23 protein-coding genes are annotated in these 21,994 nt (G+C 65.9%); 14 read left to right on the top strand and 9 right to left on the bottom strand.

What is annotated here, in order from left to right:
• Nucleotides 1-4: 4 nt before the first annotated feature.
• Complete coding sequence (locus H1R19_RS12725) at nucleotides 5-1,528, bottom strand: flavin-containing monooxygenase (RefSeq protein ID WP_219849202.1); 1,524 nt, start codon at nucleotides 1,526-1,528, stop codon at nucleotides 5-7.
• A gap of 220 nt (nucleotides 1,529-1,748) precedes the next feature.
• Between H1R19_RS12725 and H1R19_RS12720 the strand changes: the two genes are divergently transcribed.
• The gene (locus H1R19_RS12720) at nucleotides 1,749-3,290 is read left to right on the top strand and encodes an FAD-dependent oxidoreductase (RefSeq protein WP_219849201.1); all 1,542 of its coding nucleotides are present in this window, start codon (nucleotides 1,749-1,751) and stop codon (nucleotides 3,288-3,290) included.
• Between the two features lie 128 nt (nucleotides 3,291-3,418).
• On the opposite strand, the gene H1R19_RS12715 is transcribed toward H1R19_RS12720, so the two are convergent.
• From H1R19_RS12715 to H1R19_RS12705, 3 genes are read right to left on the bottom strand one after another with little or no spacing between them, the layout of a single operon-like run.
• Nucleotides 3,419-4,483 (bottom strand): ferredoxin--NADP reductase, encoded by a 1,065-nt coding sequence (locus H1R19_RS12715; RefSeq protein WP_219849200.1) that lies wholly within the window; start codon nucleotides 4,481-4,483, stop codon nucleotides 3,419-3,421.
• A gap of 1 nt (nucleotide 4,484) precedes the next feature.
• Nucleotides 4,485-5,363, bottom strand: coding sequence for a MaoC/PaaZ C-terminal domain-containing protein (locus H1R19_RS12710; protein ID WP_188330309.1), 879 nt, complete (start codon nucleotides 5,361-5,363; stop codon nucleotides 4,485-4,487).
• Nucleotides 5,360-6,229: an alpha/beta fold hydrolase gene (locus tag H1R19_RS12705; protein WP_188330308.1), complete on the bottom strand. Its 870-nt coding sequence runs from the start codon at nucleotides 6,227-6,229 to the stop codon at nucleotides 5,360-5,362. The genes H1R19_RS12710 and H1R19_RS12705 overlap by 4 nt, the downstream gene beginning before the upstream one ends.
• Before the next feature lie 199 nt (nucleotides 6,230-6,428).
• On the opposite strand from H1R19_RS12705, the gene H1R19_RS12700 reads away from it, so the two are divergent.
• The 3 genes from H1R19_RS12700 to H1R19_RS12690 are packed head-to-tail and all read left to right on the top strand — an operon-like array spanning nucleotide 6,429 to nucleotide 8,643.
• Nucleotides 6,429-6,932, top strand: coding sequence for a flavin reductase family protein (locus H1R19_RS12700; RefSeq protein ID WP_188330307.1), 504 nt, complete (start codon nucleotides 6,429-6,431; stop codon nucleotides 6,930-6,932).
• Between the two features lie 14 nt (nucleotides 6,933-6,946).
• Complete coding sequence (locus tag H1R19_RS12695; RefSeq protein WP_219849199.1) at nucleotides 6,947-7,483, top strand: nuclear transport factor 2 family protein; 537 nt, start codon at nucleotides 6,947-6,949, stop codon at nucleotides 7,481-7,483.
• Entirely contained in the window at nucleotides 7,483-8,643 is a 1,161-nt protein-coding gene (locus H1R19_RS12690) for an oxidoreductase (RefSeq protein ID WP_219849198.1), read from the top strand. Before H1R19_RS12695 ends, H1R19_RS12690 begins: the two co-directional genes overlap by 1 nt.
• 49 nt (nucleotides 8,644-8,692) lie before the next feature.
• Here H1R19_RS12690 and H1R19_RS12685 read toward each other — a convergent pair whose 3' ends face one another.
• Nucleotides 8,693-9,178 carry a nuclear transport factor 2 family protein gene (locus H1R19_RS12685; protein ID WP_219849197.1) on the bottom strand — a complete coding sequence of 162 codons (486 nt, stop codon included), beginning with the start codon at nucleotides 9,176-9,178 and terminating at the stop codon, nucleotides 8,693-8,695.
• A 236-nt stretch (nucleotides 9,179-9,414) separates the two neighbouring features.
• Between H1R19_RS12685 and H1R19_RS12680 the strand changes: the two genes are divergently transcribed.
• The 4 genes from H1R19_RS12680 to H1R19_RS12665 all read left to right on the top strand — a co-directional run bounded on the left by H1R19_RS12680 (nucleotide 9,415) and on the right by H1R19_RS12665 (nucleotide 13,367).
• A complete protein-coding gene (locus H1R19_RS12680) occupies nucleotides 9,415-10,587 on the top strand; it encodes an acyl-CoA dehydrogenase family protein (RefSeq protein WP_188330303.1) in 1,173 nt (390 codons plus the stop codon).
• A 54-nt stretch (nucleotides 10,588-10,641) separates the two neighbouring features.
• Nucleotides 10,642-11,550 carry a biphenyl-2,3-diol 1,2-dioxygenase gene (gene bphC, locus H1R19_RS12675; protein ID WP_188330302.1) on the top strand — a complete coding sequence of 303 codons (909 nt, stop codon included), beginning with the start codon at nucleotides 10,642-10,644 and terminating at the stop codon, nucleotides 11,548-11,550.
• Nucleotides 11,551-11,778: 228 nt separating this feature from the next.
• The gene (locus tag H1R19_RS12670; RefSeq protein WP_219849196.1) at nucleotides 11,779-12,432 is read left to right on the top strand and encodes an IclR family transcriptional regulator; all 654 of its coding nucleotides are present in this window, start codon (nucleotides 11,779-11,781) and stop codon (nucleotides 12,430-12,432) included.
• A gap of 182 nt (nucleotides 12,433-12,614) precedes the next feature.
• The gene (locus tag H1R19_RS12665; protein WP_219849195.1) at nucleotides 12,615-13,367 is read left to right on the top strand and encodes an IclR family transcriptional regulator; all 753 of its coding nucleotides are present in this window, start codon (nucleotides 12,615-12,617) and stop codon (nucleotides 13,365-13,367) included.
• 19 nt (nucleotides 13,368-13,386) lie between these two features.
• Here the strand turns inward: H1R19_RS12665 and H1R19_RS12660 are convergent, their stop codons facing one another.
• On the bottom strand, nucleotides 13,387-14,112 hold the full coding sequence (locus H1R19_RS12660) for an SDR family NAD(P)-dependent oxidoreductase (RefSeq protein WP_244970690.1): 726 nt from the start codon (nucleotides 14,110-14,112) through the stop codon (nucleotides 13,387-13,389).
• A gap of 324 nt (nucleotides 14,113-14,436) precedes the next feature.
• Between H1R19_RS12660 and H1R19_RS12655 the strand changes: the two genes are divergently transcribed.
• Entirely contained in the window at nucleotides 14,437-15,024 is a 588-nt protein-coding gene (locus H1R19_RS12655; protein ID WP_188330494.1) for a TetR/AcrR family transcriptional regulator, read from the top strand.
• Nucleotides 15,025-15,100: 76 nt separating this feature from the next.
• Here H1R19_RS12655 and H1R19_RS12650 read toward each other — a convergent pair whose 3' ends face one another.
• Together H1R19_RS12650 and H1R19_RS12645 are read right to left on the bottom strand one after the other, a co-directional pair.
• Nucleotides 15,101-16,237, bottom strand: a complete 1,137-nt coding sequence (locus H1R19_RS12650) for a 3-ketosteroid-9-alpha-monooxygenase, oxygenase component (RefSeq protein WP_188330298.1) — start codon at nucleotides 16,235-16,237, stop codon at nucleotides 15,101-15,103.
• A gap of 112 nt (nucleotides 16,238-16,349) precedes the next feature.
• Nucleotides 16,350-16,628, bottom strand: a complete 279-nt coding sequence (locus H1R19_RS12645) for a hypothetical protein (protein WP_188330297.1) — start codon at nucleotides 16,626-16,628, stop codon at nucleotides 16,350-16,352.
• A gap of 175 nt (nucleotides 16,629-16,803) precedes the next feature.
• Between H1R19_RS12645 and H1R19_RS12640 the strand changes: the two genes are divergently transcribed.
• Entirely contained in the window at nucleotides 16,804-17,862 is a 1,059-nt protein-coding gene (locus tag H1R19_RS12640; protein WP_219849193.1) for a YihY/virulence factor BrkB family protein, read from the top strand.
• Between the two features lie 65 nt (nucleotides 17,863-17,927).
• On the opposite strand, the gene H1R19_RS12635 is transcribed toward H1R19_RS12640, so the two are convergent.
• Nucleotides 17,928-18,722, bottom strand: a complete 795-nt coding sequence (locus H1R19_RS12635) for a hydroxymethylpyrimidine/phosphomethylpyrimidine kinase (protein ID WP_219849192.1) — start codon at nucleotides 18,720-18,722, stop codon at nucleotides 17,928-17,930.
• 188 nt (nucleotides 18,723-18,910) lie between these two features.
• On the opposite strand from H1R19_RS12635, the gene H1R19_RS12630 reads away from it, so the two are divergent.
• The 4 genes from H1R19_RS12630 (at nucleotide 18,911) to H1R19_RS12615 (ending at nucleotide 21,965) form a co-directional block, all read left to right on the top strand.
• Nucleotides 18,911-19,564 carry a hypothetical protein gene (locus H1R19_RS12630; protein ID WP_219849191.1) on the top strand — a complete coding sequence of 218 codons (654 nt, stop codon included), beginning with the start codon at nucleotides 18,911-18,913 and terminating at the stop codon, nucleotides 19,562-19,564.
• A gap of 141 nt (nucleotides 19,565-19,705) precedes the next feature.
• Nucleotides 19,706-20,029, top strand: coding sequence for a TniB family NTP-binding protein (locus H1R19_RS12625; protein ID WP_219849190.1), 324 nt, complete (start codon nucleotides 19,706-19,708; stop codon nucleotides 20,027-20,029).
• A 193-nt stretch (nucleotides 20,030-20,222) separates the two neighbouring features.
• On the top strand, nucleotides 20,223-21,371 hold the full coding sequence (locus tag H1R19_RS12620; RefSeq protein WP_219851642.1) for a zinc-dependent alcohol dehydrogenase: 1,149 nt from the start codon (nucleotides 20,223-20,225) through the stop codon (nucleotides 21,369-21,371).
• Between the two features lie 12 nt (nucleotides 21,372-21,383).
• The gene (locus tag H1R19_RS12615; RefSeq protein ID WP_219849189.1) at nucleotides 21,384-21,965 is read left to right on the top strand and encodes a hypothetical protein; all 582 of its coding nucleotides are present in this window, start codon (nucleotides 21,384-21,386) and stop codon (nucleotides 21,963-21,965) included.
• Nucleotides 21,966-21,994 lie beyond the last annotated feature (29 nt).

Raw genomic sequence — 21,994 nt, 5'->3', positions numbered from 1 at the left:
CAGATTACGGTCTGGCGTCGGGTGTCATCGTGGATTGCCCGTCGGGTCGGGCGGCGGCCCGCGTGCTCCCGCTGCGCGAGAATCGCAGCTGGTCGTCGGAGACATCGCCGCGGAGCAGGCGCCGATCGGTGTAGTAGCTCATTGACATGACCCAGGGGGCCTTCGGTCCCTGTTTGGGCAGGGTGTCGAGAGCGCGTTGCACGTAGCCCGCACCGAAATCGAGTAGCGGACGCGTCGGCATCGACGGGTCTGCTATCGCGGTCACGCTGTCATAGCCGTGGGAGTCCATGTGTGCGAGCAGTTTACAGAAGTACTGACAGAGCAACCCGATCTTGAGCGTCCACGACGCGTTGGTGTACCCGATGGCCAGGGCGAAGTTGGGTACGCCCGAGAGCATCAGGCCGCGGTAGACGACGGTGTCCGGCAACGATACCGGCTGTCCGTCGACGCTGAGGTCGACTCCGCCGATGATCTTGATGTTGAGACCCGTTGCGGTGACGATGATGTCGGCTTCGATCTCCTCGCCGCTCTCGAGCAGGATGCCGCTCTCGGTGAACGTGTCGATGCGATCGGTGACGATCGAGGCCTTGCCGGCGCGGATCGTGCGGAACAGGTCGGCATCGGGTACGACGCACAGTCGCTGGTCCCACGGGTTGTACGGCGGGTTGAAATGGGTGTCCACCGGATAGCCGTCGGGCAGTTGAGACTCGTTGATCTTCCGGATCATTCGACGGGCCACGCTCGGGAACCGTTGACAGAGCTCGAAGAGGACTCGTTGCTGAGCGACGTTCTTCTGCCGGGTGAGTGCGTACCCGCGTTCATCACCCAGCACCTTCTTGAGCGTGTTGGCGATCGCGTCCTCGCGGGGAAGCGGGATGACGTACGTCGGCGTTCGCTGCAGCATGGTCACGTGCGCGGTCTGCTCGGCCATCGCCGGCAGCAGCGTCACCGCCGTCGCGCCGCTGCCGATCACCACGACGCGCTTGCCGGCGTAGTCGAGATCCTCCGGCCAGTGCTGCGGATGCACGATCTGACCGCGGAAGCGTTCGCGCCCTGCGAAGTCAGGGCTGAATCCCTCGTCGTAGTCGTAGTACCCGGAACCGCAGAAGATCCACCTCGCACTGATGTGGATCCGCTCGCCGGTGTCGCCGCGATCGATGGACACCTGCCAGCGCGCCTCCTCGGACGACCACGCGGCCGACACCACCTGATGTTGGTAGCGGATATGCGCGGTGAGGCCGTTCTCCTCGATCGTCTCGTGCAGGTAGTCGAGGATGCGCGGCGCGTCGGCGATGGCCTGTTTGTCGGTCCACGGCTTGAACTCATATCCGAAGGTGTGCAGGTCGGAGTCCGAACGGATGCCGGGATACCGGAAGAGATCCCAGGTGCCGCCGGCCGCCGCCCGTGCCTCGACGATCGTGAACGTCTTGGCCGGATGCTCGGTGCGGAGATAGCGTGCGGCACCGATACCGGAGATCCCGGCTCCGATGATCAGGACGTCGACGCGGTCGTCGGTTGTGGCGGTCACCTGGTACTCCTTCGGTCGGCAACGTGGGCACCGTCCTCCAGAATGCACCCTCGTGCGTGGGCCGCGGCACCCGACGGGGGCGTCGGCCGGTCCGATTGCGGCGGCGCTGATCTGCGGACCTGGTACTTCTGCTGTGTCTGCTCAATCAGCGGGAAGTCACGTGCCCTCGATGCCGAGGTGCGTTTGCATTGCGTTTACCCAATGACTAGAAGGAGAACGCATGCAGGACTGGGATCTTCGGTGCGACGTGCTGGTGATCGGATCCGGTGGTGGCGCGCTGACCGGCGCCTACACGGCCGCGGCCAACGGACTGGACACGGTCGTCGTGGAAAAGACCGCCCTCTTCGGAGGTACCTCGTCGTACTCGGGTGCGTCGATCTGGCTGCCGGGAACCGTCGTCCAGGAACGGGCGGGCCTCGACGACTCCACCGAGAAGGCACGCACCTATCTGCGCGCGCTGCTCGGCGACGCCGAGCTCGACCGGCAGGAAGCGTACGTGACCACCGCACCCGAGGTCGTGAACTTCCTCGAGCGCGACCCGAACCTGGAGTTCGAGTACCAGCCGTTCCCGGACTACTTCGACGCACCCGGACGCATGGACGCCGGACGGTCGATCAATCCCCTCGATCTGCCCGCCGAGACGGTCGGCCCGTTGCGCGAGCGAGTTCGGCCGGCACCGATCGTCGACCGCGCCGGACGATCACATCCCGATGAGACGCTGGTCGCCGGCCGCGCCCTGATCGGTCGCCTGCTGCTCGCTCTGGAGGGCACGGGCCGTGCGGACCTGCGCACCGAGACCGCGGCCACGAAACTGCTGACCGACGACGGTCGGGTCGTCGGTGTCGAGGCCGTGACCTCCGCCGGCGAGACGCTGCGCATCCGCGCCGATCATGGTGTCCTGCTCGCAGCCGGCGGCATCGAGGGCAGCGACGAGATGCGTACCGCCAACGGCACGCCGGGCCGAGCCGAATGGAGTATGGGTCCGCGCGGCGCGAATACCGGGGACATGATCGCCGCGGCCGTCGAGATCGGGGCCGGCACCGCACTCCTCGACCAGGCGTGGTTCTGTCCGGGCGTCGAGCTGCCGGACGGATCCGGAGCGTTCATGGTCTGCGTGCGTGGCGGAATCCTCGTCGACGCAGCGGGCCGACGCTACCTGAACGAATCGCTCCCCTACGACCAGTTCGGGCGCGCCATGATCGCTCACGGTACCGAGGCGGCCCTGCCGTCCTATCTCATCTTCGACTCCTCCGAGGGTGGGCCGGTCCTCCCCGCGATGTCGATCCCGGAGGTGCCGGCGGACGAGCACCTCGCAGCGGGCACCTGGGTGTGCGCGGACACCATAGCGGCGCTCGCCGAGAAGATCGGGATCGACCCCGACGCACTGAGCGACACCGTGGAACGCTTCAACGGCTTCGCGCAGCGCGGCGTCGACGAGGACTTCCACCGCGGTGAGGACCCGTACGACACGTTCTTCTGCCCGCCGAGTGACCGACCCAATCCGGCGCTCGGTCGGGTCGCCACCGGCCCGTTCTACGCAGCTCGAATCATTCTGAGCGACTTGGGAACCAAGGGCGGCGTCACCACGGACGCCGACGCCCGGGTGCTGCGTGAGGACGGGACCGCGATCGAGGGTCTGTATGCCGCGGGGAACACGAGCGCATCACTGAGCGGGGCGATCTATCCCGGTCCCGGAGTGCCGCTGGGCACCGCGATGACGTTCTCCTACCGCGCCGTCAGGCACATGCTGACCCCGTCCTGACCGGGTGATGACACTCCGGCGCAGGCACACTCGTCGAGTGCGCCTGCGCCGGAGGTGTCTGTGGAGCCTGTGGTGACCGCGGTTTCGGTGGTGTCGGGAGCCCGGTGTCGCGGCCTCCGCCGACAGTTCTAGAACTCGATGCTCAGGGTGTCGCTGCGTGGTCGGGCCTGGCAGGCGAGGATGATCCCCTCGGCGATGTCGTCGTCGTCGAGAACCGAGCAGTTGTCCATCGTGACCTCACCGTCGACCAGCGTGGCTGCGCACGAACCACATTCGCCCTCACGGCACGAGAAGGGAACGTTGATGCCCTTGGACAGCAACACGTCCACCAACGTGGCCGAGCGCGGCCAGCTGAACTCGTGAGCGTCCCCGTCGAGGTTCACCGACACCGTTGCCCCGTCCTCGGAGGTCTCGTCGACGGCCGGCAGTTCGATCTCGGCGAAAGGATCTCCGGACAACGACGTGAACACCTCGGCGTGTACGCGCTGCCGGGCGAATCCGGCCCGGGCGGTGGCGTCGTGGACGGCGTCCATAAACGGCTTGGGTCCGCACATGAACACCCGGTGGTCGGCGAACGGTGCGGCCATCGAGGCGAGCTGCGCGGGCGTGGGCAGGCCCTGGACGCTCTCCAGCCAGTGCACCACCCGCAACCGATCGGTGTTCGCCGCCGCCAGCTCTTGAAGTTCCTGCTTGAAGATGACGGAGTTCTCATCGCGATTGGCGTAGACGAGGAACACCGAGGACGTGCCCTCGCTCAACGCCGATTTGAGGATCGACATCACCGGGGTGATGCCGCTACCGGCGGCGAACAACAACAGATCGTCGTCGAAACCGTTGGGCGTGAACACGCCTGCGGGCGGGAGGACCTCGATCGCGTCTCCTGCGTTCACCCGGTCGCACAACCAGTTCGACGCGTAGCCGTCGCATGTCCGCTTGACGGTGACCTTCAGCAGGTCGTCGGTGAACGGTGAACTCGCCAGCGAATAGCATCGGGCGACCGAGCCCGTCCGGTCACTCGGTACGCGCAGGGTCAGGAACTGTCCCGGCCGGTAATCGAAGTCGGCTCGACGATCGGCCGGGATGTCGAAGACCAGCGATCGCGCGTCGGCGGTCTCCTCGATCACCTCGGCGACGGTCAGAACCGCCGAACGGGACAGGCGCGGCACATCGGTGGGCGCATCAACAATCGTCATCTCAGTGCTGCCCTTCGAAGTCACCAAATGCGGCCCGTCCGCCCGAGATGACGGGAGTGTCGTTGTCGAGAAGTTCGAATGCCACCGCGTGGCCGGTGCCGAACACGCGGAGATCGGCGTGGTCGCCGGGGAAGATCGTTGCCGCGAACCGGCCGTCGAGAGTACGGAGATCTGCCGGGTGCGCTCCGATCAGCCGTGCCACCTCCACCGCTGCCGCGCCGAGAGTGCACAGACCGTGCATGATCGGCCGGGGCTGGTTGATCCGCGCGGCCGCGTCAGGATCGATGTGGATGTGATGGCGGTCGCCGGTCAGGCGATAGAGCGCCGCCTGGTTCTCGGTGGTACGCAACCGTCCCGTGGCAGACGGATCACCCTGGGGGCCGGCCGGTTTGGAGGGACCGCGATCGCCACCGTAGCCGCCCGCACCCGGTGCGAACAGCGACCAGGTGGCGACGAAGTAGTCACTGCGGACGATCACCTCGAGGACGGCGGCCGAACCTTTGTCCCACACCTCGCCGACCGACGCCGACATCGTCACCTCGCCCCGACGCGGCAGCGGCGCGAACATCGTCAGATGTTGTGAACCGTGGAGGGCCGTCGTCGGGTCGAAGGCGCCGCGCGAGCCGAGTTCGTCCGGCGCCCACTGTGCCAGCGTGAGGGCGAAGGTCGGCAGAACCCGCAGTCGCTCCTCGAAGACCAGATCGAGTTCGGTGGCCGTGGCACCGACGGCAAGGGCGTAGAGAATGGCGTCACGTTCGTCGTAGGTGACTGTGCGGGAACCGAGTTCGACTCCCCGCCACTCTCCGGTGTTCGCCGGCTGTGCCGGGGTGGCCCCGGACTGTGCGCCTGCCGCCGGTGTCACCAGCGTCTGGTCGGTCATGAGTTGTCTCCTCGCGTCAAGAACGCCAGCACCGTCGACAGCCAGGCGTCGCGGGCCTCGATCATGGTCCAGTGACCGCACTTCGGGAACACATGCAGTTCTGCGTCGGGGATGTCGCGCATCGGGATGATCGCGGAGTCGACGGGACTGACCCGGTCGTCACGGCCCCATGTCACCAGCGTCGGTGCCTGGACCTTGTGGAGCTGGGCCCAGTAGGGCACGGTGTCGGCCAGGGCGTTGGCCGCGATCGTCGCCGTGAATGCCTTGGTGCTGTACATGCGGCGCGCGATCTCGAGGGTGGCGGGTTCGGTCGCAAGTTCCCACCGTTCCTCGATCAGTTCCTCGGTCACCAGCGACTGGTCGTAGACCATCGACGACAACCAGCGGACGAGGCGCTCCCGTGTCGGGTCGTCGGTGAACTCCATCAGGAGCTTGATCCCCTCGCTGGGCCCCGTCGAGAAGATGTTCTTGCCCATACCGCCGATCGTGACGAGTTTGCCCACCCGCTGCGGTTCGGCGATCGCGACCTTGGTGGCGACGATGCCGCCCATGGAGTTGCCGATCATGTCGACGGTATCCAGGCCGAGCGCATCGAGGAACACCCCGATGGCCTTCTCCGCCATCACCATCGGATGACCGTCGACCGGGTCGCTCACACCGAAGCCGGGGAATTCCAGCACCAGGCAGCGAAAGTGCTCGGCCAGATCACCCAGTACGCCTCGATAGTTTCGCCATCCGGTCACCCCGGGACCCGAGCCGTGCAGCAGAAGCAGTGGAGGCCCGTCGCCTGCCTCGTGGTACTGCAGCGCACCGAGGCTCGTTTGGAGCTTTCGGCGGCTGCCCGCAAAAGTCACGTCAACGCTCATAGTCGGACAGGCTGCCAGTGAGCGCGTGTCGTGTGCAGCGGCGTTCCAGTTGAGCGGGACGCGGCTGTGGTCCGCGGGACGCTCGCGCAGCCTCGGTTCCATTGGACGAAACCACGCTGGGGCGACGGCAGCGGGAGGTCATATGCTCGCCCCAACCCAGTCGAACTGTCGACCCATGGCTCAATCGAAAGGTGCACCGATGTCGATCGAAGCGATGTCACAAGCCGAGATGCGTAGCGCATTAGGCCGGTTCGCGAGTGGAGTGACCGTGGTGACGGGACTCGATGATGAGGGACCCGCCGGGTTTGTGTGCCAGTCATTCGCATCGGTGTCCCTGGAACCCGCGATGGTGCTGTTCTGCGCCGATCACCGCGGCCGGTCCTGGCCCCGAATCCGCCGAGCGGGACGCTTCACCGTGAATGTGCTGCACGAGAACCAATCCGACATCTGCTCCCGGTTCGGCTCACGTGACGGCCGGAAGTTCGACGACCTCGACTGGGAGATGTCGCGGTGGTCGACACCGGCGCTTCCCGAGGTCCTCATGCGTGTCCACGCCGACATCGAGAACGTCCATACCGTCGGTGACCACGACGTGGTGATCGGTCGGGTGCTCGAACTCGAGGCGGTCACCGAGGAACGGCCGTTGATCTTCTTCCGCGGCAAGCTCGGAATCGACGCCGCGCCAACGCGCCTGAGCGCGTGACGGAAAAGGCCGCCATGTCATCCTCAGCAGTGACACCACCCCACGCGACCACCCTGCCGCCGGCCGAAACAGTCCTGGCGATCGACGAGATCAAACGGTTGTTCGCCGCACGCCTGAGGTACATGGACACCAAGCAGTGGCACTTGTACGCGGGCCTGCACACCGACGACGTGGTCAGCGAGACATGGGGTGGGCTCCCCGACGACAAGCAACCGCGCACCGATGACACCGCCAACCGGGTCGTCGGCAACACCAAACTCGCCGACACCATCCGTGCCCTGCTCGACGGCCCGGTCAGCGTCACCACCGCGCATCACGGCCACAGCCCGGAGATAGAGCTGACCTCCGACACGACCGCCCGGGGGATCTGGGCGATGGAGGACAACTTGTGGTGGTCCGACGGCGACCAGGAATACCACCTCCGGGGGTTCGGCCACTACCACGAGGAATACCGGAAGGTGAACGGCCGCTGGCTGATCAGCTACCGGAAACTGACCCGGCTGCGCGTCGACGCCTCCCCCGACTTCTTCCGATTCATGAAGGCCCTGTGATGGACAACGACTCTTCCACCCGAACAACCCACCCGGCACTCTTCGAGCCACTGACCGTACGTGGCCTGGAACTGCCCAACCGCATCGTGATGTCGGCGATGACCAGATCGTCATCCCCCGAGGGTGTTCCCGGCGCCGATGTCGCCCGGTACTACGCCCGCCGCGCGGCCGGTGGCACCGGTCTCATCGTGACCGAAGGCGTCGCCATCGATCACCCCGCCGCCGTGGACAATCCACGGGTGCCCCGGATGTACGGCGATGCCGCGCTCGCCGGCTGGCGCTCGGTGGTGGACGAGGTTCACGCGGCAGGCGGAAAGATCATTCCCCAGCTGTGGCACGTCGGTCCGCTGTGGGGAGCGATGTCCGAGGTGGATCCGCAGATCACGCCGATGCGCCCGTCCGGTCTGTGGGGAACACCCGGCACGACCTCCTACTCCGATGAATATGTGGCGCAGTCACTTCCGATGACGGAGCCGATGACCGAATCCGACATCGACGCGGTGATCGCGGCATTCGCGCAGGCGGCCGTCAACGCGGCCGAGGCCGGTTTCGACGGTGTGGCGGTGCACGGCGGACACGGGTACCTGCTGGACTCGTTCCTGTGGTCCGACACCAACCGGCGTGACGACCGCTGGGGTGGCGACCTGGACGCGCGTACTCGATTCCCGGCCGAGGTGGTCCGGGCGATCCGCGGGGCCGTCGGCGCCGACCTGCCCATCTTCTTCCGGTTCTCCCAGCACAAGCAACAGGACTACACCGCTCGCATCGCCGAGACCCCCGAGGAACTCGGCGTCATCCTGCGGGCCCTCACCGACGCAGGTGTCGACGTGTTCGACGCCAGCATCCGACGCTTCGACCTACCGGCCTTCGACGGTAGCGATCTGTCGCTGGCGGGCTGGGCCAAGAAGCTGACCGGCGCCCTGTCGATGGCGGTCGGCAGCGTCGGCCTGGGAAAACCGATGCGGGACAGCCGTATCGAAGGTGCCGCTCCGGTCGTCGACAACATCGGCGAGGTGGGACGCCGGCTGGGGTCAGCAGAGTTCGACCTGATCGCGATCGGCCGGATGCACCTGGCCGATCCGGAGCTCGCGACCACGCTCCGTGGCGGGGCGCCACTGACCCCGTTCGACCGCGCCGTCCACGAGGGCAGCCTGGTCTGACGCCGGGACCGGCCCTCCCCCGTGCCTCTCGGTCACGGGAGAGGGCGGATCATCGGGGCGCCCGGGCGAGCAGTTCGCGGGCCTCCTCACTCCCGTCGAGCAGTCTCGCGGTACGACGCGTGATCAGCCACGTCCCGTTCACGCGGGCGAGGTCGAAGCGATTGGCGCTCACCCGCCACACCCGAAACGAGTCCTCGTCGACGTTGCGGCGCAGAAGCAGCGAGTGGCAGGTCGCCACCGCTGTGTCGCCGTCGACTCGGATGTTGACGGGGTCAAGCAGATGTCCGCATCCCTCGGAGATGTAGTCCTGATGCGGTGCGGTGCGCACCATCTCGGTGATCGCCTCGCGACCGGTCATCACTTTGATGTCGAGGTCGTAGACGGCATCTTCTGCCCACAACCGGCCCACGGCATCGGCGTCGCCCGCATCGACCGCTGGTCCGTACGCGGTGAGCACGTCGGCGATGGCGGCCTTGTCCTCGAGTGCCTGTACGCGTTCGAGTAGCGATGCCACCAGGTGGTCGGTATCGGTCATGATCTCTCCTTGTCCGACGGCCGGATGTGAAAGTCGTTGCCGTCTCCGGTGTTTCTACCGTTGTGCCGGCTCGGGTCACAGCGGTGTCCCGCTCAACTGAAACTCACGTGCGGCGCCACATCGGCGCTGGGAATGTATGTCGTACCACACCTGCACCTCGTGTTCAGGTGCGTTCCACCCCAACACTCACGCAGTCCCCCGGCCTCTCACGGGCCGTATCCAGGAAGAGTCACACCATGGGCCACGTATTGGACAACATCATGCGGCACGCGGACGAGATCCGCGCCGAGGCAGTCGAGGGCGAGAAGCTGATGCAGCTGACCGACGTGTCGGCGAAGCGTCTGCGCGACTCCGGCGTCGTGCGGATGCTACAGCCGAAGGAGTACGGCGGCCTGGAGTGCCACCCGCGCGAGTTCGCGGAGACGGTGATGGCCACGGCGGCACTCGACGGCGCGACCGGCTGGGTTGCGGGCATCGTCGGTGTGCACCCCTGGGCACTGGCCGCCTTCGACGACAAGGCCCAGAACGAGATCTGGGGCGCGGACAACGACATGTGGATGGCGTCGCCGTACGCGCCGATGGGCGTCGCGGTACCGGTCGACGGCGGGTACGTTCTGAACGGGCGCTGGGCGTTCTCGTCGGGAACCGATCACTGCGGTTGGGTGATGATCGGCGCCGCGGTCGGTGACAAGGACGGAAACCGCACCGGTCAGGTCCTCCACGTCGTGCTGCCCCGCTCGGACTATGAGATCGACGCCGACAGCTGGAATGTGATGGGTCTGCGCGGCACCGGATCGAAGGATCTGATCGTCAAGGACGCGTTCATCCCCACCTACCGCACCATCGACGCGGCGATCGTCCTCGGCGGCGAAGGCTGGAAGCATGCCGGCCGCGACGAGACGCTGTACAAGTTCCCGTTCTCCTACATCTTCCCGCTGGGTATCACCTCGGCGCTGATCGGCATGACCGAAGGCGCGCTGGCCTGCTACATCGATGCGCAGAAGGAACGCGTGCAGGTCTCGGGCATCCCGATCAAGGAAGACCCGTACGTCCTGTTCGCGATCAGTGACGCGGCGGCGGAGATCGCGGCGTCGCGGATCACCCTGCTCGAAACAGTGGACCGCTTCTGGGACAAGACAGATCGCGGTGAGGAGATCAGCTTCGAAGAGCGCGCCGCCGGGCGTCGTACCCAGGTCTCGGCGGCATGGCGCGCCGTACGCGCGATGGACGAGATCTTCGCCCGCGCCGGTGGTTTGTCCACCCATCTCTCGAACCCGATCCAGCGGTTCTGGCGCGATGCGCATGTCGGCCTCACCCACGCGATCCACGTCCCCGGCCTGATCTACCACTCGGCCGCACTCGCTCAGCTCGGCGGCGACCCGCAGGGCGCCTACCGCGCGATGATCTGACCCCCCAACACGATCCGCCATTCACTCCACTGATCACCCCAAGGATTCTCTGACATGACTGAACTTCGAGGACTCGGCTACCTGCGAGTCCAGACCCAGGATGTCGCGCGCTGGCGCGAACTGCTGATCGACGGCCTCGGAATGGCGGAGGGCAGCGGGCCCGAGCCCGATGCGCTCTACGCCCGGATCGATGAACGCCGTTCCCGCATCGCGGTTCTCCCGGGTGATTCGGACAAGGCGCTGGCCGTCGGCTGGGAGGTGCGCGACGAGTTCGCACTCGCGCGCGTCAAGGATGCCGTCGAGAAATCCGGACGCGCGGTCACGGAACTGTCGCGTAAGGAGGCCGGCTACCTCGACGCCGAAGGCGCCATCGCTTTCGACGACCCGGCCGGTACCCGCCTCGAGGTGTTCTACGGTCCGGTGCTCGACCACAGCCCCGTCGTCACCCCGTTCGGCGGCCGCTGGGTCACCGGTGGACTCGGCCTTGGGCACGTCGTCCTGCCGAGTGCGCAGTTCGCCGAATCGTATGAGTTCTACACACAGGTCCTGGGCTTCCTGCCCCGCGGTTCGATCCGGCTCGACGAGGAGGGGCTCGCGCGTGTTCGCTTCCTCGGCATCAACGAGCGGCATCACAGCCTGGCGCTGTGCCCCGCCCCGCCCAGCGAGGAGCCCGGTCTGGTGCATCTGATGACCGAGGTCGACACCCTCGATGCCGTCGGGCAGGCGCTCGACCGCGTCAACAAGCAGAAGTTCTCCATCTCCTCGACACTGGGCCGTCACACCAACGACAAGATGATCTCGTTCTATGTTCGTGCTCCCGGTGGATGGGACCTGGAGTTCGGCACCGAGGGCATGCTGGTCGACGAGCGGCACTACACCTCGGAGGAGATCACTGCGGACGCCTACTGGGGTCATGACCAGTCGGGATCGGAACCCCTGAAGGCGTTCATCCCCGTCGGATAGTTCCGCGATCACCGGTCCCCGGACCGGCAGAGGGCACCACGAAGCACCGCGACGTATTCGTCGCGGTGCTTCGTTGCGTGGCGTATCTGCCGCCGGCAACGGTGAGCCTCTTCCGGTCGTGGACTCGCTCCAGTAACATTCGATTAACTGATTGATCAATCAGTCAATCGCAGGTTCGAGCGTCGGCCCACCGCGGCCGCGCCCGATCGGACCGTCTGGAGCCAACGGATGACCACCGCAGATCAACGATCCCTCTCAGTCTTCGGCCGAGCGCTCCTGCTGCTCGAGCCGTTTCGCCACACCGACGCGCTGACGCTCACCGAGCTCGCCGAGCGCACGGGTTTCCCCCGGTCGACGACGCACCGCATGCTCACCCAGCTGGTCACCGTCGGATGGATTCGGCGCGAGGGCACGACCTATCACCTGGGCACCAAGATGGTCGAGCTCGGCTCCCTGGCCCAGACCCACGATCGTCTCCACCGGGCTGCGCAGGAGGCGATGTATCGCCTCCATCGACAGACCGGTGCGGCCGTGCATCTCGCGGTCGCCGACGGCGACGACGTCCTCTACCTGGACAAGGTCGGCGGACGATGGGCCGCCTCGGCGCTGGACACCCGGGTCGGCCAGCGGCGCGCCCGGTCCGAGACGCCGGAGGGCACCGCACTGTCCGCGCATCAGGCCGGCGGCGACCCGACACTTCACGAGAGTCTCGTCGGCGGTGACCCCGACCGGCCCATCGGTTGCGTCGCGGTCACCTTCGACGTCGCCCCCGGCGGGCCGGCTGTGTTGTCACTCGTGTCCCCGTCCGACCGCATGCCTGTCGATGCCGGTCGCCGGCTCCTTCATGCCGCTGAGCGAGTGCGCGCGCAGCTATCCGGCTAGAACGACCTCCTAGGTGTCCGCGGCGGATACGCAACGACGCACATCATCGACGTGCTTTGACGTAGGTCACAGTCCTGCTATCGTGTGGTCAATTGATTGATCGCTTGATCAATCAGCCCGATCACCCCTTGCAACGCATCGAGCGCACGGCCCAGCCCGCCTGCTCACCGATGGAGGTTCATGTGCGAAACAGCGACGATTTCTCCCCCGCCGTGATTGACCGTGTCGCGAGTCTGCTCGACGAGTTCCGTGACCACGACGAACTCACCCTGTCGCAGTTGTCGAGCCGTTCCGGACTCCCCCGGTCGTCGGCGCACCGGCTGCTCTCGCAGCTCGTCGAGTTCGGCTGGGTCAGCCGGCGTGGACAGTCGTACGCACTGAGCCGTTCGCTTTTCGAGTGGGGTGCGCTCGCGCGACAGCGCGACAGCCTGCAGGCGGCAGCTCATCCGATCCTGCACGAGTTGCACCTCACCACCGGGCTGGTCGTCCATCTCGGCGTGCTCGACGACGGCGATGTCCGCTACCTGGACAAGGTGGGGCACGGGCCGATTGACCTCCCGACGCGTATCGGTGGTCGGCAACCCGCACTGCGTACCGCGTTGGGCAAGGCGATCATCGCCCACTCCGACAACGACCCGGTTCGCCGGCGTTCCGCGGTGTCGCACCTTCCGTCCGCGCGGGCCGAGTCCCGGCTCCGCCACGAGCTGGCTGTTGTGCGCCAACGACATATGGCCTATGAGCGCGAGGAGTCCGTGCGGGGCGTCGCCTGCGTCGCCGCTCCGATCGGAACGGCGCGGGCGTGCTTGGGTGCGCTGTCGGTGTCCGGGCCCGTCGAAGCGGTTGACGCCCTGACGCTGGCGACACCCGTCCGGGCTGCGGCACATGCGGTGTGGCAGGCACTGGACCATACCGGTTGTGTGCAGCGGGCGGGCTAGGCGCAACCCTCGACGGTGGTCAGCGCACCAGTGCCTGGCCACCGTCGACGGCCAGTGTGTGGCCGGTGATGTAGCGTGCCGCATCGCTGCACAGGAACACCGCCGCAGGGCCGATGTCGGCCTCGGGATCCCCGAGTCGCCCGAGCGGAACGGTCTGGAGGTACTCGGCGGCCGCCGCCGGATCGAACTGCGCCCACTGCTCCATGGTCTGCGACATCGCCAGCGGCAGAATCGCATTGACCCGGATGCCGTCCGCGGCCCATTCGCAGGCGGCGGTCCGCGTCAGTACCCGCACGGCTTCCTTGGCCGCCGCATAGGCTCCGGTTCCGGAAGGGTTCCACCGAATGCCGGCCGCCGAGCCGAGATTGACGATCGTGCCGCCGTTCTTGAGATGCGGGTGGCAGGCGCGCATCAGACGCCAGGTCGCGGTCGGGCCTGACTCGAGCGCGTCACGGTAGGTGGACTCGTCGATCTCCAGAAGTGTTCCCGGCGCCGGGGTCTGAGCATTGTTGACCAGCACGTCGATGGAGCCGAACTCGTCGAGGGTCGCCGACACGAGAGCGTCAACGGCGCCCCCGTCGGTGACATCGCAGACGAACGCGACCGAGTCCCCTCCGCGAGAGTTGATCTCGTCGGCCACCGCGTTGATGGTGGCCGACGTACGACCGACCACCGCCACCCGTGCCCCGGCGCTCGACAGCGCGAGGGAGATACCCCTGCCGATCCCCTGTCCTGCGCCGGTCACAATCGCCGTGCGACCGTGCAGGGCGTTCGGTGAGATAGATGAGGTGGAGTGTTTGTCCGGGCGCGACGCTGCGGAATTCGACGCTGGGGAATTCGACGCTGGGGAATTCGACGCTGGGGAATTCGACGCTGGGGAATTCGACGCTGGGGAATTGGACACGGGTGGGTAGATGGTCATGCATACTCCTGAAGGGAATCGGGTTCGGGCTTACACGGGGTTCGCCGCCACGCCATGAGGCTGCCTTTATTGATCGCTTGATCAATGAATGTGGCAGAATCACCACCGAGGCGCAGATGGCGCCCGGAGCCGGCAGGGGTGGAACCGTTGAATCCGCAGGAACGCAAGCAGCTGATAGTCGACCGATCGGCCGAGATCTTCGCCCGTAAGGGAGTTTCCGCGACCACCATCCGGGAGATCGCCGACGCGGTGGGCGTGCACTCCGGCGCGCTCTATCACTACTTCCCTTCCAAGGAAGCAATCGTCACCGAGATCATCCGCGAATACATCGTCGACCTGTCGGCTCGGTGCGAGTCGGTGTTGGCTCGCGGGCTCGAGCCAATCGCACGCCTCGAGGCCCTGGCCGAGATCGCGCTGACGACCAGCGAGCAGTACCACGGCGCCACCTCGATCTGGCGTCGCGAAGGTGAGTACATGCGTGAGCGGGTGGTCGAGGCCGACATGGCGGCCACCGCGGACATGATGGAAATCGCCTGGCGCGAGGCCATCAACGACGGGGTCGCTGCCGGAATTCTCCGTACCGACATCGACCCCAAGGTGTTTCAAGAACTTCTGTATGACGCGGTGTGGCACGCGTCGCGATGGTTCACCCCGACCCCGGACAACACGCTGGCCGATCTCGCCAGGACCATGGTCACCGTCTTCGTCGACGGTATGCGTACTCCCGCTTCGTGATCGGGCGCCCAAGAATGCGTCCGCCGGGATGAACCCCTCGGCCCGCCCTTGTTCAGGCCGGGCCGAGGGAAGAGCGTCACTCCTTGGGAGCGGCGAGGTTCTCCTCGACTTCCTTGTGCCAGTTCTGGAGTGCCCGGCTGGTGTCGACCTCGAACTCGAAACGCTGTGTCATGTCCGGCGTGACATCCTCGACGTCGACGTAGAACTGGCTGTACCAGCGACGCAGCTGGTAGACGGGACCGTCCTCCTCGGTGAGGAGCGGATTCTCGATGCGAGACTTGTGCTTCCAGATCTCGATGTCCTGCGCGAACTGCTCTTCCAGTCCGTCGGTGAACATCGTCGCCATCTCTGCGGCCTGCTCGTCGGACATGCCTTCGATCTTCTTGACGATCGTGCCGAACTGCAGGACGAACGAGTTGTTGGTGACCGGGTAGTGGCAGTTGATCAGCTTCGACTCGATGGTGGTGCCGTCGGCGACGGTGTAGATCGTGTCGAGCATGAATGAGGGTCCGTAGTAGAACGCGTCCGAGATGGTCTGGGCATCGGGAAGGTCCATCTGCACACCGGTCTTGATGTCGTCACGCCCGTAGGAGCGCATGTGCTGGCCGGCGATGTGTCCGTCGAAGACGTTCTTGAAGAACTCGGGCATCTGGTAATGCACGTAGAAGAAGTGGGCCATGTCGACGACGTTGTCGACGATCTCGCGGCAGTGCGACCCTTCGACGTGGATCGTCGTCCAGGTCCAGTCGCTCCACTGGCCGTCCTCGTAACCCTCGATCTCCGGGATCGCGAGTTCGGGGGTCGGTTCGGTTCCCTGCGGGCAGTGCCACACCAGCAAGACCCCGTTGCGTTCCATGGTGGTCCAGGCCTTGGTTCGCGCGACCTTCGGGGTGCGATGCGCATACGGCACGGATTCGCAGCGGCCCTTGCCGTTCCAGCGCCAGTCGTGGAACGGGCAGGCGATCGCGTCGCCCTTGATCTCCCCGCGGGCGAGATTGCCGCCCATGTGCCGGCAGAACGCGTCGAGGACGTTGAGCTTGCCGGTGGAATCGGCGAAGACGACCAGATCGGTGCCGAAGACCTGCACCTGGTGCGGCTTTCCGTCGCGGAAGTTCTTGGCGAGCCCGATGCAGTGCCATCCGCGCGCGAAACGGGTTGGGTTGGTGCCGGTTTCGATGCTGCGGATCTCGATCCGCTCTTGTTCGACGGTCATTGTCTCTCCATCTGGGTGTGAGGGGGCTGGGTGTAACGGGCTGGAACTGCGGGCTGTTCTTCGAACGGCGCGGCCGCGGTGATGGGCCGGTCCGGTGGTCAGGACTCGATGGTCACTGCGGGTGCGTGACGAGGTCCTCGGCGGCGAGGGGCCGGACGGTGGGCTCGGCGCGGGTGGACATCGGGATGTCGCCCCGTGCCGCGGCCTCGTCCACACTGCGGTCGAGAGCCTCGCATCGCAGCACATACCCGCCGTTGGCGACGGCGGCAGCGGCGACCATCTCCCGGCAGGTCTGCTTGGCCTCGCCGGTCCATTGGATGCTCGTGTGAGCGGGGCTGTACTTCGCGACGGACACGCGGGCCTCACAGGTGTGACAGACGAGCGACTGCATTGCCGTTCCCTTCCTCGGATGAGGAAAGACTATGAACGACCTGTGTCAGGGACCACACGAATTCAGCCCAACGGAACAGGTTAAGCCCCACAGAGAATCGGTGGGATCCGGTCGTCGTGGATGTCCGCGCGGCGCGGGGTGTTTGGAGCGAACCCGGAGCGGCTATTCGTGGGCAATGAAGCAACGGCGAGAACTGGACCCGCAGGATGATCCCGCGGCCGCTGATCCCGACGATCCCCGCAAACCGGAATCGCCGACAGATCTGACGAAACCGTCGGTGTGGTTCGTCCTGCGCAAGACGGCGCGCGAGTTCTCCCGCGATCAGTGCACCGATCTGGCTGCGGCGCTCACCTATTACTCGGTGTTGTCGCTGTTCCCGGCGCTGCTGGCGCTTGTGTCGTTACTCGGTGTGTTCGGGCAGGGCGAGAAGACCGTGGACGCGGTGATGACCATGGTCGAGGACCTCGGTCCGTCGTCGGCGGTGGACACCCTCCGCGACCCGATCCAACAGCTCGTCTCCGCTCCCAGCGCCGGACTCGCGCTGGTTCTGGGCCTGGCCGGCGCGCTGTGGTCTGCTTCGGGCTATGTCGGCGCATTCGGCCGGGCGATGAACCGCATGTACGAGGTCGACGAGGGCCGACCGATCTGGAAACTGCGTCCGATCATGCTGCTGGTGACCCTGGTCGCGCTGCTCCTCGCAGCCGTGGTGGCGCTGATGCTCGCGGTCAGCGGTCCGATCGCACAGTCGATCGGCGATGCCATCGGACTGGGCAGCACGGCGTTGACGGTGTGGAACATCGTCCGATGGCCGGTGGTGCTGGTCTTCGTCATCGTGATCGTCGCGTTGTTGTACTGGGCGACGCCCAATGTGAAACAGCCGAAGTTCCGGTGGATCAGTGCCGGTGCGGTGCTGGCGATCATCACGTGGATTCTCGCCTCGGCGCTCTTCGCGCTCTACGTCTCGAACTTCGGGAGCTATAACAAGACCTACGGGGCGCTGGCTGGTGTGATCGTCTTCCTGCTGTGGTTGTGGCTGACGAACCTGGCCCTGCTCTTCGGTGCCGAGTTCGACGCGGAGCTCGAACGTGGACGTGAACTCCAAGCGGGACTTCCTGCCGAAGAACGTCTGCAGCTGCCGCCTCGCGACACCACGGCTTCGGAGAAGAACGAGAAGACCGACCGGGAGTTCATCGAACGCGGCCGCGAGCTGCGCGAGTCACGCGGTGAGGGCTGAGGACCGTCAGGTCATCGGTGCCGGGTCCCGGTTCGCGCTGACAACTGAGGGCTCGCGGAGTTGGGTTATCGCTGTCCGGGCCACACGGCATCGAACGGTGCATGCGATGCCAGCCGTCGGACGATGCCGTCGTGGGTGAACTTCTTTGCCGTCCGCACGGCGTCGAGGACATCGGCACCCTTGGTCAGCTCGGCGGTCGTGGCGGCGGCGAACACGCATCCGGCACCCGACACACGCTCGTTGCCCACCTTGGGTTCGCGGAGCACGGTGATCTCCTTGCCGTCGAACACGACGTCGATGGCCTCGTCGCCGGGCAACCCGACGCCCCCTTTGACGACCACATGACGTGGGCCGAGGTCGGCGATCCGGCGAGCCGCCGCTGCCAGATCGTCGACGCTGGTGAGTTCATCCATACCGGCCAGCGTCGCGGCCTCGAACAGATTGGGTGTCACGACCGTGGCCAGCGGCAGGATCTCGGAGCGCAGCGCGTTGTCGGTGTCCAACGCCGCGCCTGCTTCCTGCCCCTTGCAGATCAGAACCGGATCGACGACGACGTGCCGCCACGGGCGGGCCGCGAGGGCTTCGGCCACCGTCGAGATCGTCGCAGGGGTCCCGAGCATGCCGACCTTGACGACATCGGGCTCGTGCGCAACGGTGGCGGCCTCGATCTGATCGGCGATGACGGCGGCGTCGACGGGCACGAACCGATGGCCCCAGTTCGCCTCGGGGTCGAAGGAGACGATGCAGGTGATCGTCCCCACGCCGTAGGTCCCGAGCTGCGCGAAGGTACGCAGGTCAGCCTGGATACCCGCACCTCCCGTCGCCTCGGAACCGGCGATCACGTACGAAACCACAGACATCGGTCGTTCCTTTCGGGAGCTCGTCGACCCGGTCCTTTTCTACACCCCGGCGGCGACGCCGGTACGTCCGGAGTCCGGGCCGACGGGTTGAGGTGTGGATCACAGTGTTTGTTGGCGGGTTTTCTTGATTGCTTCGTGGCGCATCGGCCGATGCCATTAGCCGATGCGCCCGCACTAGCGTGGGGGGGATGTCTCCACAATTTGGGTGGCTCGGCCACCCGTCAGCCGAGCCAGCACAGTGGCTTGCCCCCTACCCCTATCCCGACGGGGCAGGCGGATGGCTAGCCGACCGCTATCCGCACATAGTGAGGATTCTGCATCCCGGCTACGTGTACGACGAATCCGGAAGGCAGCACCCGGTCACGTGGACCCAGATCGCCGCCGCTACCGGCGCAACCATGTCCCCACAGGTCGACTTCACCGACGTCACCGGCGTCGTAAGCCCGGACCCGGTGGTTGAAGGCGTTTTCGACGACGGACCTGAGATGGGCTCGCTACCACCTGAGCTAATCGAGTCGGTCTACGAACACCTCCGCGATGCACGATATGGTCTATTTTGGGAGGGCTGGGGAGAGTTCCTCGACGAACCGATCCGGGGGTGCGCCCGAGTATCAGACGGGCCAGATAGAGGCGGACTTTCTTATCAGGTCGTGCAAGCGCGGGCGACTAGCGAGCCGGCCACACGAATGCGTACCCCCAACTACTGGTGGCCCGAAGACCAAAGTTGGTGCGCAGCCACCGGAATCGACGAAGTAGAGACCGTCGTTGCCTCAGCCAGCCGCGTGCGCCTCGAGCGACTGCACGCGGATTCCAGGTTGGAAACACTGCTGCGCTCCCGTTGAGAGAGAAAAAAGCGAACGCACGGAACGGCCCACCACCATCTCGTCTCGCGATCAGGAACGACGGCCTCTTTGGCGTTTCAAAAGCTAACGTTTATGAGACACCAGGCGGCGGCTGAAATACTGGCGATCATCCTCATCGGCATGCCTGGCATCGATCAGCGTTTCCGCCACTACCCGCAGCTCTACTCTCGCCTCGGATTCTCACACCGCTACCGGGCACTCGGCCGAGAAGAACTGCTCTTCGTCCTCGACCGCCACTGGAAACGCCTCGGCCGCACCCTCGACCCTGACGACTTCACCGACGCTCAAGCTATCGCCGCGATCGAACGCATCACCCGGGGCAACTTCCGACTCCTCGAACGCCTCTTCCCTCAGATCGCCCGAGTGCTCAAGATCAACCAACTCGAGACAATCACCGACGACGTCATAGAATCCGCCGCCAGCATCCTCGTGATCGGAAACTAACGCCCTCGAGCGATCACAGAAAACCGCCACAAAGCGCTCAAACCCACAGGTTGAGGTGTGAGGTATCGGGGTACTCGGCCGGGCACAGCACCGACGCCGATGACGGGCTCCGGCGGTTGGACGCCCCGGTTGCCTGAGTCCACGGCAACAGATCACCGAACAGAGACGAGAGGACGGCATGAGTTCTGACACCATGCGCGCGATGGTTTATCGCGGGCCGTACAAGGTCCGGGTGGAGCAGAAGCCGGTGCCCCGCATCGAACATCCCAACGACGCCATAGTCCGGGTGACCCACGCGGCCATCTGCGGATCCGATCTGCATCTATACCACGGGATGATGCCCGACACCCGGCCCGGGATGACCTTCGGACACGAGTTCATCGGCGTGGTCGAGTCGGTGGGAGGTTCCGTGCAGAACCTCAGCGTCGGCGATCGGGTGATGGTGCCGTTCAACATCTATTGCGGCACGTGCTACTTCTGTGCTCGCGGCCTGTACTCGAACTGCCACAACGTGAATCCGAATGCGACCGCGGTGGGCGGCATCTATGGATACTCACACACCTGCGGCGGCTACGACGGCGGGCAGGCCGAGTTCGTGCGAGTGCCCTTCGCCGACGTGGGACCCAGCGTCATACCCGACTGGATGGATCCCGAGGACGCGCTGCTGCTCACCGATGCCCTGTCGACCGGCTACTTCGGGGCGCAACTCGCCGACATCCGGCAGGGCGAAACCGTGATCGTCTTCGGCGCGGGCCCCATCGGCCTGTACGCGGCGCGATCGGCGTGGTTCATGGGCGCCGGACGGGTCATCGTGATCGATCACCTGCAGTACCGGCTGGACAAGGCCGAACAGTTCGCCCATGCGGAGACGTACAACTTCGCCGAGTACGACGACATCATCGTGCATCTGAAGAACATCACCGACAACATCGGCGCCGACCGGGTGATCGACGCGGTGGGTGCCGAGGCCGACGGCAACTTCGTGCAACACGTGAGTTCGGCGAAGTTCAAATTGCAGGGAGGATCGCCCATCGCGCTCAACTGGGCCATCGACGCCGTCCGCAAGGGCGGGACGGTCTCTGTCATGGGCGCCTATGGTCCGATGTTCAGCGCGGTGAAGTTCGGCGACGCCATGAACAAGGGGCTGACCCTCAACATGAACCAATGTCCGGTGAAGCGACAATGGCCGCGGTTGTTCGAGCACATCCGCAACGGCTATTTCAAGCCGAACGACATTGTCACCCACCGTATTCCGTTGGAGCATATCGCGGAGGGCTACCACATCTTCTCCGCCAAACTCGACAACTGCATCAAACCGATCATCGTCGCCGACGCCGGCTGAGGAGGACACGACATGCCTGCCTATCCCGCAGACCGCCCGAACGACCCCGACACCTCCGCGCTCGTCGACCGGATTCCGGGCTGGGGCGTCGACGCCGATCCGGCCCGACGGCCCGCGGTCCCGCAAGAACTGCCCGTCGCCCCCGCCCCGGGTGTGCACTGGGACGTGCCCGAGGATCAGCCCGAACTCTGGCCACGCGAGAGATCGAACGAACACGCCTTTCTCACACCGGTTTTCGGCACATCGACGCCACCGAGTGGCCTGTCCGGGAAGATCAGGCGGTCGGCGTACCGGTTCAGTGAGGGTCGTGCTGCGCACTGGCTGATCCTTCTCGGCGCGGATCGAGTGGCGTCGGTCGAAGCCCACGTGGCCTCCTTCGCGACGGCGCGACCGGACAACCCGATCACCGAGACCGGGATCGCCTCGGAGTTCAGCCACCACGGCTGGTCGTCGCGGGTCGGGCGCAAACGCGTCGACGGCAACCACGCCTGGATCGATCCCCTGCTGGTCGGCGGGCCATGGGTCGCCGTCGCCGCGGCAACTGCCGTCGTGCTCCGCAAGGTCGCGATCGCCGGGAAGAGGTCGGCGCGCTGAGGCGCTGAACGCTCGTCGACCAGGACTGT

Origin of the sequence: Gordonia jinghuaiqii (genome assembly GCF_014041935.1) — a bacterium.
Taxonomy (GTDB): domain Bacteria; phylum Actinomycetota; class Actinomycetes; order Mycobacteriales; family Mycobacteriaceae; genus Gordonia; species Gordonia jinghuaiqii.
Note: the sequence above shows the minus strand (reverse complement) of the source record. Positions and strands in the feature narration are given on the sequence as shown.

Bases quoted from the DNA above. Each gene is read 5' to 3' on its own strand.
- H1R19_RS12630 (WP_219849191.1), top strand. From the start codon at position 18,911: ATGTCTCCACAATTTGGGTGGCTCGGCCACCCGTCAGCCGAGCCAGCA.
- H1R19_RS12635 (WP_219849192.1), bottom strand. From the start codon at position 18,722: ATGTCTGTGGTTTCGTACGTGATCGCCGGTTCCGAGGCGACGGGAGGT.
- H1R19_RS12705 (WP_188330308.1), bottom strand. From the start codon at position 6,229: ATGAGCGTTGACGTGACTTTTGCGGGCAGCCGCCGAAAGCTCCAAACG.
- H1R19_RS12715 (WP_219849200.1), bottom strand. From the start codon at position 4,483: ATGACGATTGTTGATGCGCCCACCGATGTGCCGCGCCTGTCCCGTTCG.
- H1R19_RS12620 (WP_219851642.1), top strand. From the start codon at position 20,223: ATGCGCGCGATGGTTTATCGCGGGCCGTACAAGGTCCGGGTGGAGCAG.
- H1R19_RS12695 (WP_219849199.1), top strand. From the start codon at position 6,947: ATGTCATCCTCAGCAGTGACACCACCCCACGCGACCACCCTGCCGCCG.
- H1R19_RS12650 (WP_188330298.1), bottom strand. From the start codon at position 16,237: ATGACCGTCGAACAAGAGCGGATCGAGATCCGCAGCATCGAAACCGGC.
- bphC (WP_188330302.1), top strand. From the start codon at position 10,642: ATGACTGAACTTCGAGGACTCGGCTACCTGCGAGTCCAGACCCAGGAT.
- H1R19_RS12615 (WP_219849189.1), top strand. From the start codon at position 21,384: ATGCCTGCCTATCCCGCAGACCGCCCGAACGACCCCGACACCTCCGCG.
- H1R19_RS12700 (WP_188330307.1), top strand. From the start codon at position 6,429: ATGTCGATCGAAGCGATGTCACAAGCCGAGATGCGTAGCGCATTAGGC.
- H1R19_RS12640 (WP_219849193.1), top strand. From the start codon at position 16,804: ATGAAGCAACGGCGAGAACTGGACCCGCAGGATGATCCCGCGGCCGCT.
- H1R19_RS12710 (WP_188330309.1), bottom strand. From the start codon at position 5,363: ATGACCGACCAGACGCTGGTGACACCGGCGGCAGGCGCACAGTCCGGG.
- H1R19_RS12680 (WP_188330303.1), top strand. From the start codon at position 9,415: ATGGGCCACGTATTGGACAACATCATGCGGCACGCGGACGAGATCCGC.
- H1R19_RS12720 (WP_219849201.1), top strand. From the start codon at position 1,749: ATGCAGGACTGGGATCTTCGGTGCGACGTGCTGGTGATCGGATCCGGT.
- H1R19_RS12645 (WP_188330297.1), bottom strand. From the start codon at position 16,628: ATGCAGTCGCTCGTCTGTCACACCTGTGAGGCCCGCGTGTCCGTCGCG.
- H1R19_RS12690 (WP_219849198.1), top strand. From the start codon at position 7,483: ATGGACAACGACTCTTCCACCCGAACAACCCACCCGGCACTCTTCGAG.
- H1R19_RS12670 (WP_219849196.1), top strand. From the start codon at position 11,779: ATGACCACCGCAGATCAACGATCCCTCTCAGTCTTCGGCCGAGCGCTC.
- H1R19_RS12685 (WP_219849197.1), bottom strand. From the start codon at position 9,178: ATGACCGATACCGACCACCTGGTGGCATCGCTACTCGAACGCGTACAG.
- H1R19_RS12625 (WP_219849190.1), top strand. From the start codon at position 19,706: ATGCCTGGCATCGATCAGCGTTTCCGCCACTACCCGCAGCTCTACTCT.